Below are 12,687 nucleotides of genomic sequence, written 5' to 3' on the forward strand. Positions count from 1 at the left end.
TCAATCGATGGCGGTCTCGATCGAGGTGCACGGAGCGTAAGTAAGGGGGCGGGATGAAAACAGCGTTAGTGGCTATTGGTCTACTGGTGCTCATCGGAAGTTTCGTCTACGGAGCTCCCCTGAGTGGATCCTGGACATTTTCGGTTCGGATGGATCTTCAAACGTTTAGCATGACACCCGAATCGGATATCGAGATCAATTACTCACTAGGGGGATGGACTTTCTCTTCGACAGCGCTCGCTGATCTTGCGGGTTTGGATAGCGTGTTTTTCGACGCAAAAGGAACCTTGGGCGGATTTGCACTTCGTTCGCTGGTAGATTTCGATGCATCTTCCGCCCAGTTTCGTGCCGGTGTCGCTTCGATCGCCACCGCGATCGGAGGAGTGAACCTATACGCGCTCTCCATGTTGGACAATGTGGGAACTACCCAAACTCCCTCGATGGGAAGCGGGTACACCCTCGGCGGATGGGCGCAGGTGGGTGATCTCTCGTTTTGGGGCCAGATGCGGTTCAACATGACCGACACGTCGAGCTACATCTACAAGTACGGCTACGATTGGTTGCTCGACCACTTCATCTTCAAGGTATGCGATACATGGCTGCTTCCATCATCGTATATCGACGTCCAGACGAGCGGTTGTACCGCTGATTGGACCGGAGCGGATATTTACGTTAAGGTTCCGTTCGACTGTTTCGATCTGTTGACGGAGCTCAGTGTGTCCTGTGCCGGGTTTGAGCACGCGTTGTTCGAGCTCAGCGACATCGAGCTTGGGCTCTCTTGGCTCGATATCAAATGGGTCGACGTAATGTTTACGACCACGTCGAAATCGGTGAATACTGTGTTCGACGTCAGCGTGGGGAACACGGCATGTATAACTCCCTATTTCGCTCTAGAGGGTCTGGGTACTAACATTACCGGATTATCCCTGAAAGCGCTGAAGCTCTCCTATACCTGGGATAACCTTACGTTCAAGGCAGGGGAGTTATTCGACGAGGATGGTTGGTACCCGTACCTCAACTACACCGGCACCCGTTACTACGGCTGGACGTGGGACGGAGAACTGGCCACCCTTCCGGCTTGTACAGTCACGGAAGGGTACGATGAGTATCTTGGTCTGGAAATGTCCGGCGATTCCTGTTGCGGAGGAGCATCGACTTTATCCGCTTTCGCCTGGTTCGATACTGGAAACAGCACGGGATTATTCGACTGGGCAGAGACGCGAGTGAAACTCAGCGCGGGGATCGGCTCTAACGTTACTCTTACCTTCGGAATGAGCATTCCCCAAACTGGCACAAGTTGGTTCCGCCTAGGGATAGAAGTCTACTGGTAACATTTGGTTTGTGTGGATCGCCCCGGCTTCCAACCAGCAGCCGGGGCGTTTTTATTCCTCGGGTTCAACTGCCAAGTGCCACGGTAACTCGTGTCTTTGTGGGGGTGTCAATGATCGGGTAGATTTCCCCGGTCGAATGGTTGGCTGCATCTCCTCGCCCGGTTTATCGTGGTCGTGTTGGCTGGAAGTACACAACAATCTCCTCTTCGGTTTACCTAAACCCGTAAGATTTTATCAGACTTGAATATTTGCTCCGGCCGGGTATAATATGTTCAGTTTCCGATAGCAATTTCGTTCGCATCGTAGTTTCAAGACAAATTGCAAACCTAAACAGAGCTGAGAGTGCGACTTGGCTCACCGGAGCCAAGGAGTGTTTTTAGTGAGTTTTGAGAAATTTCCGTTCGACCGGCGCATTGTCGCCGGGATCCAAGCAGCCGGGTACATCACCCCCACCCCGATTCAGGACCAGGCGATCCCGCTCGTGCTCGAAGGGCGCGACGTTCTGGGGATAGCACAGACAGGAACGGGTAAGACAGCGGCATTCATCCTGCCGATCCTGCAGCGCCTGCTCAGGGAGCGATCGCGGCACGTGCGCGCACTCATCCTTGCGCCGACGCGCGAGCTGGCGGAGCAGATCCATCAGACAGCGGTCGAGCTCGGCCGAGAGACGGGCGTGCGCAGCGTCTCCATCTACGGCGGGGTGAGCAAACGTCCTCAGCTTGCCGCGCTGCGCCGCGGGGCGGAGATCGTGGTCGCCTGTCCGGGGCGGCTTCTCGATCACATGGGCGCGAGGGCGATCGATCTATCGCGTGTAGAGGTGCTGGTCCTTGACGAGGCGGACCGCATGTGCGATATGGGATTCCTTCCCGATATTCGTCGGATCATCCGCAGTTTGCCGAAGGAGCGCCAGACCCTGTTCTTCTCAGCGACCATGCCGCCGGATATCCGCGCTCTGGCCGACAGGATCCTCACGAATCCGGCAACGGTGCAAATCGGGATGATCGCACCGGTGGAGACGGTCTCCCACGCCCTCTACCCCGTGCCGAGCACCCTGAAGAAGGGACTGCTTGCTGCAATGCTGAAACGGACCGCGACCGGGCGGGTTCTGATCTTCACCCGGACCAAGCACCGCGCTCGCAGCCTTGCCCCATACCTGAAGAAGCAGGGACACCGCGCCGCGGCCCTGCAGGGGGACATGACGCAGAACCAGCGGCAGAACGCGATCAACGGCTTTCGCAGCGGCAAGTACGATATCCTTGTCGCCACTGACATCGCCGCCCGCGGGATCGACGTGACGAACATATCACACGTGATCAACTACGACATGCCCGATACGGTCGACGCCTACACCCACCGCATCGGTCGCACCGGCCGCGCCGAGCGGACTGGGGAAGCGTTCACCCTTGCCACGTACGCGGATGCGTTGATGGTGCGCGATATCGAGAAGCTCCTCGGCGAGAAGCTCGAGCGACGGCGCCTGGACGGATTTGAGTACGGGGAGTTCGATCCAGAACAGCAATTCCGGGTGGTAAGATCCGCCCAATCGCGTTTGGGTGCCAGGTCCTACCGCCCCCGCGGGCGGATGCGCGGCCGGAACGCGAAGGCGACCTGGTAGGCCAAGATAGTGAGTACCCCTGCGTCCGCACGCCAGCGGGAGCGTCGCGGCGCAGGGATGCTCAGGAGTTTTACCTGATCTCTTTTCTTATTTCGCTCTATGCAGAATGGAGCTTTCCGAATCGGGATCGAATAGATGGATCTTCTCCACGGTCAGTTTCAAGCCCATGACCGTTCCGACCTCTCCGTTGAAAGGGGCTGGCACCAGTGCCCGGAACTCCTCCTCCCCCAACCGGAAGCTCACCAGGTCCTCCCGCCCCAACGGTTCGACCACATAGATCTCTGCGTCAAAATTCCCTTCACCAGCCGGGACGATATGCACGTCTTCGGGGCGGATGCCCATGATCACTTGGGAGGAGACGTTGCTCGGTTCGACCTGAGCGCTCATCTCTTCCGGCAGCCGGATCTTCAATTCCCGCCTCACGAGGTAGAGCCCATCTTCTTCCTGTTTGAGGGTTGCTTTGAGGAAGTTCATCGGAGGCGAGCCGATGAACCCGGCTACGAACAGAGTCTCCGGATACTCGTATAATTGGTTAGGAGTGCCGTAGGTCTGCAGTACGCCGTGGTTCATCACCGCGATCCTGTTGGCCATGGTCATTGCTTCTACCTGATCATGAGTTACGTAGATGGAGGTAACACTTAGATCTTCCTGTAACCGTTTGATCTCTCCACGCATGCGCAGCCGTAGCTTAGCGTCCAGGTTTGATAGCGGTTCATCGAACAGTAGGATGGCCGGTTCCTTGACCAAAGCCCTCGCGACAGCCACCCGTTGTTGCTGCCCACCGGAGAGCTGGGCTGGCTTGCGGTCCAGGAGTTCTCCGATCCCCATCATGTCGGCTACTCTCTGAACTCTCTGTTTCTTTTCCTTTCCGCGTATCTTCTTCAGGGTCAATGGGTAAGCAATATTATCGAAGACGGTCATATGGGGATAAAGGGCGTAACTTTGAAACACCATACCGATGTTGCGTTCCTTCGGCAGCAGGTGGTTCACCACCTTGTCTCCGAATCGGATGTAACCCGAGGTTGGCTTATAGATGCCAGCGATCATGAGGAGGGTGGTGGTCTTGCCGCATCCTGAAGGACCCAGAAAGGCGACGAATTCCTTGTCATCGATCTCCAGGTTGAGGTTATCCACGGCCTTTACCTTGCCGAAGTGCTTACATAGATTCTCAATGGTTATTTGCATCCAAGGCTCCTTTTTATCATCAGGGGATTATACGCCTCCTTTTTTCCCGCCTCCGTAGATGCTGAGCAGCGATTCCTGAGTGAACAGGAAGAAGAGCAGCACCGGTATTAACTGGAAAAGCCCAACGGCCGCCACTGCGTTCCACTCAGTCATCACGGACTCGCTGATGAAATTTTGCAGGTACAGGGACAGGACGGATGAGTGCCCGGTAGCGCCGATGGTGAAGGTAACGGGAATTATGTATGCATTCCATGCAGTCAGAAATGAAAATATCGACAACGCTGCGATTCCCGGCTTTATGTTGGGCATCAGGATCTGCCACCATATCTTGATTCGCGATGCTCCGTCGATCATTGCGGAGCGCTCCATGTCCCAAGAGATGTTGTCGAAGAATCCCTTCATCACCCAGATGCCGAACGGAAGCTGGAAGGCAACCATAACCAGAGCCACACCACCGAGAGTGTTGTAACCGAACCCTCCGATCAGCGGTATTCCACGCCCTATGAAAGGAATCTTCTGAATCCAGAGGAGTACGAAATAAATGGGAATAAGAAGGGTGACGCTGGGAAAGGCATGAAGGATCAGGGTAAGGGATAGGAATCCTTTTCGACCGGCAAACTTCATCCGGGAGAGGGGATAAGCGGCCAAGGATGCAACTGCAACGACAATGGCTGTCATAACAAGCGACATCACAAGGGTATTAAGAGTGACGGGCCAGATGTTGGAATATCCGCCTCCGAAGGGTGATTCCCACAAGAATCGCCAGTTGGACAGCGTCCATCCGATCGGCTTTAGCCCCTCCGTTCTGGAGGAGAACGAGGCGATGATCAACCATGCATACCCCAGGAGGAGGAACAGGGTGGGGATAAGCAGCACGATGTAAGCAAGTCCGGCTTTCCACATTCGTTTTATGCTCACCATAGTAGACCTCTCACAGGGTTTCTATCTTCGGTTCCTGGAGCAGTTCACCGAATTTGAACACCCGCATGTAGATAACCGCCATGACGATACCTATGATCACTAGGACAACCGACCACGCTGCTCCGTAGCCCCATTGGGTGTTTCCATAGTAAGTGGCGAAAGCCCGATGATAGGCCATCAGTGACCAGACCTCTGTCTGGTAGAGCCCGGGGCCTCCGTCCGTAAGGAGCAATATCTGCTCGAACGATGTTAAAAGTGATAGCGTCTGATAAGTGGTGACGAACAGAAGGGGCCATTTGATCATGGGAAGCTCAACGTATCGTATGGTCTGCCAGGTGCTCCCGCCATCCACCTTGGAGGCGATGATGTAGTCCTTCGGGATCGATTCGATTGCTGAGCTCAAGAGAATCATGCCGAACGACGCCCCGATGAAACCGTTGACCAAGATGACAAACACCCATGGATTTGTCATGAGAAGGTATTCTCCTGAGCCGATTCCCAACGGACGCAGGAAATAATCATTTATGATCCCCATCGGTGCCGGCCCCGCCATCGCTTTCCACATCATGACGTAGACGACCACGGGGGTGATGCGTGGCAGAAGCCAAGCGGCCCGAAATGCAAACCCGGTACGGCGTCTTATGTGGGTGGTTATCAGGGCGAGGAGCAGTCCCATCCCCACGTTAAAGAAGATCAGAGTCAGCCCTGTGTACATGATGGTGTTGAGCAGAATCTTCGGGAAGAAGTGGTTGTTGAAGATCCTCACGTAGTTAGTGAGGCTCCAATTCTTGGGATTCCACCACTCGAGGATCCCGAAATTGGTCATGTCGAGATTGGTAAAACTCAAGATAAAAACCATGATCAACGGGATCAGGAAGAAGAGGAGTATGAGGATCAGGGACGGCGACAAGAAGAGGTACGGCGAGATTCGGCCGTTTAGTCCTTGCAGGGTTTTGAATTTTCGCATTTTGATTTTTAAAAAGACAGGGGGGATGAACCCCCCCTGTCTGAGGTCAAACCTAGCGGATGATCACTTTGTCACCCAACTCGTTGGTAAGTTGATCCACCACGAAATCCACGGCCTTTTCCGGGGTGAGATCACCCGAGACTACAGCGGCCAGAGCGTTGTAGGTGATGGTCGAATAGGATCCCCAGTACGGGTTGTTGGGAAGGAAGGTCGTGTAGTCCAGCATGTACAGAGTATCGCTCAGGAGACGGGACTTCTTGTAGAAGATGTAGTTCGTCTGTCCCTTGAGGATACCCAAGTGAGTGCTGCTCAGAGCGTGGCGGGTGTTCGGACCGTAGTCGGTGACTTTCGCGATCAACGCCAGTGCCAGATCCGGATACTTGCACTGGGAGCTGATCATGTATACCAATGGGTGACTCAAAGTGACGGGCTTGCCGCCTTTTTCGGCAGCGGGGATGAGCCCGAATCCAAAGTTCTCCCATTCATAATCCTCGCCGCCCTTGTCCTTGAGGTACACCGTACCCCATTCGGCCCACTGCCATGTTCCACCCAACCAGAACAGGACTTTCCCGCTCGTTATCGTCGGGTGCCAGGCCTCTGACCAGCCCAATCCCAAGCACTTCATCGATCCGTATTTCTGAGCGGCGTCGTAGAAGAACTTGTAGTACTTGAGACCGGCGGCCTTATCGAAGACCAGCTTGCCGCTCGTCGGGTCGATCGTCTGCCCGCCGAAATCGTAGTAGAAGGCGGTAAAGTCCCCTCCGTTCTTCGGGCGCGTCCAGAAGCCGTTACCATCCGGGACGATTCCCTTGTCCACGGCTTCCTTGGCGGTCGCCAGCATATCGTCGAGGGTGAATTCACCGTTCTTGATTGCGTCGGGAAGTCCGGCGATCTTCTCGTCCGACCAGCCGAGCTGCTTCAGCAGGGACTTGTTCCAGTACAGGGGGCGAGCTTCGGTGTCCTGCGGCACCGCCCAGATGTTCCCCTTATACGTGCAGGACTGCCAAAGGGCGTCGATGACGTTGTTGAACTTCGGAAATTCCTTGAGCAGGTCGTCCAGTGCGATGATGCGGCCCGCCGCGGCCTGGGTTGCGACGTCCTCATGCCCCGAGAGCCAGATGTCCGGGGACTTGCCGGCGCCGTAACTGAGGACGAACTCCTTCTTGTAGTCACTCCAGTTCGCATGATCCTGCACGATTTTTACTTCCACTCTCCGCGGATCGCCCGCTGCCTCCAGATCAGCATTGAGCTCTTTTGCTGCCAGGATGAAGTTGTTCCCGCGCCAATTCTCCATCGGAGGAGTGGCATTGGTGCGGACCGTTATGACGATGGTCTGAGTGTTGTCCTGGGCCAGAGCGGTGAAGAGCATTCCGCTCAGTAGCAATCCCCCTACCAGTATCAGAATCAGAAGGCCAACTTTCTTCATTTGTTCCCTCCTTGTGGTTCATTAACTTCGGACGGTTTGGTGCTCATGCCCCTATGTCGTTGTAACTTTAATTAAGTCGATTGATCACCTCCTTTGCAAGTGGAATAGAGGTCTTTTGATCTATGAAAGTTGGAACCGAAAAGGAACTTACGGAGAGGAAGGAGAGCGAGCCCCCACCTTGGACGATTGCTTGGCTCCTATGAATATGCGCTACCTGCTCCATCGGATGGTTCTTCCCTCCAATCTACGCAAACGATAGCATAGCCTGAACAAACGATAGCGCAAAATGGCGGCGTTGTCAAGTGGAAGGCTTGGAAGTAGTGCAACGTACCACCAGATGCGGCTTCAACACGCGATGAAGAAGGCGTTGGTGTCTTCCTACTATCGTGGAGATCAGCCAATCTGTGGCGATTTTCCCCATCTCGAATGCCGGTTGAGCGACGGTGGTCAGCTGAATTCTGGGGAGTGATGCGTAACTTATGTCGTCATAACCTACGATTGAAAGGTCATCGGGAACGGAAATTCCAAGGTCCTCTGCAGCCTCCAACACCCCGAGGGCGGTCACATCGTTTGCCGCAAAGATGGCGGTCGGCCTTACGGTGAGGGACAGCATGCGGCGGCCGGCCTCGCGTCCCGCCCGCTGTGTGAAGTCCGCGTAACGAATCCATTCCTCCTGTGGAGTAAGACCGTGTTCTTGAAGGACCTCCCGGTACGTCTGCATCCGGTCGTTGCTCGATTGCACCGCGGCCGGGCCACCGATGAACCCGATCCGCTTGTGGCCCAGGGAGATCAAGTGCTCAACAGCCTGGCGCGCTCCGTAATGATCGTCGCCGATTACATAGGAGGTCTCTATGCCTTCCCACAGGCGGGAGACAAGAATGAAGGGGGTTTTAGATCCGGCAAGCTGTTTTGCAACCGGATCGTTGCGGGTGGCATTGGTTATGATCAGCCCGTCCACCCGCTTGCGGCGTAAGAGCCGGATGTAATTCAATCCCCGTTCGAGGCTCTCGGCGGTGTTGCACAGGATCACCCCGTACCCGAAGGCATGGGCTACCTCGCCCACCCCGCGGGCGATGTCAGCGAAGAACGGGTTGGTGATGTCCGGCACCACCAACCCGATCGCCTCCGAAGTCCCTTTGACCAAGGCGCGCGCCAACTCATTCCGCTCGTAACCGAGCCGCTTGGCAACGGCATGCACCTGCTCCTTTGTCGCTTGACTGATGAGCGGGCTGTCGCTCAATGCACGGGAGACCGTAGATGGTGAGACCCCTACCTCTCGTGCGATATCCTTGATTGTTACCATAACTGCTCGCCTCGCTGGCCCGGATTGGCGGAGTTTATACTATATTATTGATCTTAGTACGATAAAGAGGCCCTCGCAAGCGAAGCAGGATACCGCCGGATTATTCCTCCTTCTCCGACTGTGCTTGGGTGATCAGCTCACGCAGGTCTTTTAGGGCCTCCTTGAGCATGACCGGCCCATCCTCCACAAACCTCTCTTGCAGCTCGAGGATGTAGATTCCCGAGTATCCCGACATGAGCTTGAAGACGTCTTTGTACGGGATGGTTCCCCATCCGACAGGAAGATGCAGATCCCCGATCCCCATCGGCATCGCTTCGATGTACGGAGGGGCTGATTCAGGCTTTCCCTTGCCGAAGTTATCGTTCACATGGGCGTGCCGGATGAACGGCTTGGCCATCTGAATCGGCCTGAGGAAGTCGTATCCGAGGGTGCAAGCATTGATGTAGGAGTGGGCGAAATCGCTGCAGATTTGGACGGAATCTTCATCAACGGCCTTTATCATCTTGACCAGGTGCACGAGCCCGGAATGGATGTTTTCCACGCAGATCGTGACCCCCTCTTTCGCAGCCAGGTGTCCAAGCTCGGTCAGTTCGTCGATCTCGATTTCACGCGCCTCTTCCTCAGTGACTCCCTGTCCATTGCTCTTCAGCCTTCCCTGGTGGTAGACGAGGATCTTCGCCCCGATCTCGGCGGCGAACCTGATGCTCGCTGCGAATACCTTCCGTTGAATTTCCGGATACTCAAAATCTACCAGGTTGAGCCGATCCGGAGCATGGACGGTGTATTCAAGATCGAAGGTGCGCAAGATGTCTCGTACCTTCTTGGTCCTCCCTTGTCGAAGATGCCCGTTTACGATCGCGTCGACCCCGTGAACCGGTATCTCTGCCACATCAGCGCCGGCTTCTTGGATGGCTGCAAGATCCCGTTTCAGCAGCTTGAGGTCCCCATCGATCCGCCCCGAATGGATGTTGAGCCCGAGTTTATTCTTCATGTCACGCGCCGCCTCCTGCCGCTAAGGCTAAAAATTTATGGCCCGTAATATACAACGTTTGCATCGGTGAAACAAGGGTGAATTCCTGAAGAAACAAGGGCATCTGCCCCTGGTTGAGGTCTTCTTTTTCTTCTGTGATGGGAATTTAAGGATAGAGCCGGTTTATCTGGCGGGGGAACGGGATCGTCTCCCTCACGTGGGGGACGCCGCAGATCCAGGCGATCGTGCGCGCCATCCCGAGGCCGAACCCGGCGTGGGGAACGGATCCGTACCGGCGCAGGTCGAGGTACCATTCGTACGGCTCCCGGGGGAGGTTGTACTCCGCAAGCTGCCGTTCGAGCTCCTCCAAGGTATCGACGCGCTGGCTCCCGCCGATCAGCTCGCCGTACCCTTCCGGCGCGATCAGGTCAGCGGCGAGGGCGACGGATGGGTCATCGGAGGGGCGCTTCATATAGAACGGCTTCATCCGCGCTGGAAACCGCTCGATGAATACGGGCTTGCCGAAGTGATCCCCGAGTGCGGTCTCGTGCGGGGCGCCGAAGTCGTCCCCGTACTCGATCTTTTGCCCCGCCTCCTGGAGGATCCTTATCGCCTCGGCGTAGGTCGTCCGCGGGAACGGGAGTTCAACCTCCTCCAGAAGCTTGTCCACGTCGCGCTTCAACTGCTTGAGCTCGCGGGCGCGCTCCGCGACGACCGCATTTACCACGTAGTTTATGAGCTCCTCCTGCAGCTTGAGGTTGTCGGCGTGTTCGTAGAACGCCATCTCCGCTTCGGCCATCCAGAACTCGGTCAGGTGCTTTCTCGTCTTCGATTTCTCCGCCCGGAACGCCGGACCGATCCAGTACACCTTCCCCAGGGCCATCGCCGTCGCCTCCAGGTACAGCTGCCCGCTCTGGCTGAGGTAGGCCTGTTCGCCGAAGTAATCGACCGGGAACAGAGTCGTCGTTCCCTCGACCGACGTCCCGGTGAGGATCGGCGCTTCGGTCGCCACAAAACCGTGCTCGTGGAAGAATCCGCGCACGGCGCGGAAGACGGCGTCCCGCACCCGCAGGATCGGGACCTGCCGGCCGGTGCGGATCCAGAGATGGCGGTGATCGAGGAGGAACTGCGGGGTATGCTCCTTCAGCTCGATCGGGAACGGCTCGGTCGGCTCGTGCACGACCTCGATCCCGGTGATCCCGAGCTCGCATCCGCCCGGAGCGCGCGGTTCGGCACGCAGGGCTCCGGAGACGATGAGCGAAGTCTCGCGGGGGAGGCGATCAGCAAGTTCGAACAGATTCGGATCATCGGCTTTGGTGAGCACCCCCTGGATCACCCCTGTCCCATCCCGAAATTCGAGGAACAGGATCTTTCCGCTCGACCGCTTGTTGTACAGCCACCCCTTGATGAGGACCTCCTCACCGATGAACCGCGTTCCCTGATCGATCGTGATCGTGCGCATCGCCTCTCCTTTCGCTGGGGGAAAGGGTAGAAGATGGGACCTATCTTTGCAAGAGATCCTGCGCCACCGGTTCGGCGGCGATCCCTTCCGGGGCCGCTTCCGGGAGCGGTGCTTCTTTGATCACTCGGTGCTTCCAGTTTCCGGTGAGGAAGAACCCGAGCGCGAGCACGGACGCTCCGAGGTTGGAGCCGAACATCGCCCACCACACTCCGTCCGCCCTCATCCCCCATGTGAATCCCAATAGATACACGAGCGGGATGCGCAGCGCCCACAACCGGAACAGGGCGAAGAACATCGAGTAGACGGTGTGTCCCGCCCCCTGGTAGGTTCCGATGACCACCTGCAGGATCCCCATGAACGGGAACGCGATCGCCACCACTGCGAACATCTGTGCCCCGAGCGCGATCACCTCGGGGTCGGCGATGAACAGGTGGACGATGGAAGCGCGCATGATATAGGTGATGATTCCGGCAAGCACCAGGAATCCAGTGGAGATCCCCATCCCGGTCCATGCGACCCGGGCCGCCCGGTCCGGTGCCTCCGCACCCAGGTTCTGGCCGACCATCGTTGCCGTCGCCTGCCCGAGCCCCATCGCCGGCATGAGGGCGATCGAGATCACCCGGTTCCCGATCCCGAACGCACTCACCACCGCGGTCCCGAACCGGGCGAGGATCCCGGTCATGATCGAGAATCCGACCGCGGTGCCGGATTGTCCAAGTGAGGCTGGTGCCCCGATCACGACGATCTGGCGCACCGTCTCCGCCTGCAGGCGCAGGTGGCGGGGACGCAGGTGGAGCCCCACCCGGCCGGAGAACAGGAGCCACAGGCCGATGACGGCGATCACGCCGCGGGAGATGACGGTGGCGTACGCCGCCCCGGCGATCCCCCACTCCGGGAACGGCCCCCAGCCGAAGATGAGGAGCGGATCGAGGAGTATGTTCAACCCGACCGAGATCCCCATCAGCTTCATCGGGGTGACCGTATCCCCGATCCCGTTCAGCAGCGCGGTGACGATGAACATCCCGAACATCGCCGGAATCCCGAGATAGATGATGCGCAGGTACGTGGTCGCCGGCCCGATCAGGTCCGGTCCGGCGCCCATGAGGACCATCAGCGGACGGGCGGCGATCGCTCCTCCGGCGGCGAGGACGAGCGCGAGGATCGCGGTGAACGAGAATACCTGGCCGGCGGCGTGGTTCGCCTCCTCGTACCTCCTCGCTCCCGTGTATTGGGCGACGAGCGCCGTTCCAGCGATCGTCACTCCGGCCCCGAGGGAGATCATGAGGAATACGAGCGGCCAGGCGATCGTCGGTGCGGCGACCGCGACCTTCCCCAACCGTCCGAGCCAGAGGGTGTCGACGAGGTTGTACACCGTCTGGAACAGGTTGGAGAGCATCACCGGCCAGGCGAGCTGAAGGAGCGCCGGGGTGATCGGCCCGGAGGTCAAATCCCTTCTTCTTCTCATGTGCGCATTGTATCCAAATGGTGATGGATCTTCCCGCACGGC

10 protein-coding genes are annotated in these 12,687 nt (G+C 57.4%); 2 read left to right on the top strand and 8 right to left on the bottom strand.

All coding sequences use genetic code 11. The features are described from left to right. Positions 1–53: 53 nt before the first annotated feature. A complete protein-coding gene (locus tag J7J55_06255) occupies positions 54–1,331 on the top strand; it encodes a hypothetical protein (GenBank protein ID MCD6142302.1) in 1,278 nt (425 codons plus the stop codon). Between the two features lie 379 nt (positions 1,332–1,710). Continuing rightward, positions 1,711–2,946 (top strand): DEAD/DEAH box helicase, encoded by a 1,236-nt coding sequence (locus J7J55_06260; protein ID MCD6142303.1) that lies wholly within the window; start codon positions 1,711–1,713, stop codon positions 2,944–2,946. Between the two features lie 87 nt (positions 2,947–3,033). Here J7J55_06260 and J7J55_06265 read toward each other — a convergent pair whose 3' ends face one another. The 8 genes from J7J55_06265 to J7J55_06300 form a co-directional block, all read right to left on the bottom strand. After that, on the bottom strand, positions 3,034–4,131 hold the full coding sequence (locus J7J55_06265) for an ABC transporter ATP-binding protein (protein ID MCD6142304.1): 1,098 nt from the start codon (positions 4,129–4,131) through the stop codon (positions 3,034–3,036). A 27-nt stretch (positions 4,132–4,158) separates the two neighbouring features. Continuing rightward, complete coding sequence (locus J7J55_06270; GenBank protein ID MCD6142305.1) at positions 4,159–5,034, bottom strand: carbohydrate ABC transporter permease; 876 nt, start codon at positions 5,032–5,034, stop codon at positions 4,159–4,161. Between the two features lie 28 nt (positions 5,035–5,062). Then, on the bottom strand, positions 5,063–6,019 hold the full coding sequence (locus J7J55_06275; protein MCD6142306.1) for a sugar ABC transporter permease: 957 nt from the start codon (positions 6,017–6,019) through the stop codon (positions 5,063–5,065). A gap of 52 nt (positions 6,020–6,071) precedes the next feature. Further along, positions 6,072–7,445: an extracellular solute-binding protein gene (locus J7J55_06280; protein MCD6142307.1), complete on the bottom strand. Its 1,374-nt coding sequence runs from the start codon at positions 7,443–7,445 to the stop codon at positions 6,072–6,074. Positions 7,446–7,743: 298 nt separating this feature from the next. Then, positions 7,744–8,748: a LacI family DNA-binding transcriptional regulator gene (locus tag J7J55_06285; protein ID MCD6142308.1), complete on the bottom strand. Its 1,005-nt coding sequence runs from the start codon at positions 8,746–8,748 to the stop codon at positions 7,744–7,746. 100 nt (positions 8,749–8,848) lie between these two features. Continuing rightward, positions 8,849–9,739 carry a sugar phosphate isomerase/epimerase gene (locus tag J7J55_06290; GenBank protein MCD6142309.1) on the bottom strand — a complete coding sequence of 297 codons (891 nt, stop codon included), beginning with the start codon at positions 9,737–9,739 and terminating at the stop codon, positions 8,849–8,851. 145 nt (positions 9,740–9,884) lie between these two features. Continuing rightward, complete coding sequence (gene asnS / locus J7J55_06295) at positions 9,885–11,180, bottom strand: asparagine--tRNA ligase (GenBank protein MCD6142310.1); 1,296 nt, start codon at positions 11,178–11,180, stop codon at positions 9,885–9,887. Between the two features lie 40 nt (positions 11,181–11,220). Further along, positions 11,221–12,645 (bottom strand): MATE family efflux transporter, encoded by a 1,425-nt coding sequence (locus tag J7J55_06300; GenBank protein MCD6142311.1) that lies wholly within the window; start codon positions 12,643–12,645, stop codon positions 11,221–11,223. Positions 12,646–12,687: the final 42 nt, after the last annotated feature.

This window comes from Candidatus Bipolaricaulota bacterium (assembly GCA_021159055.1).
Lineage (GTDB): Bacteria > Bipolaricaulota > Bipolaricaulia > UBA7950 > UBA9294 > S016-54.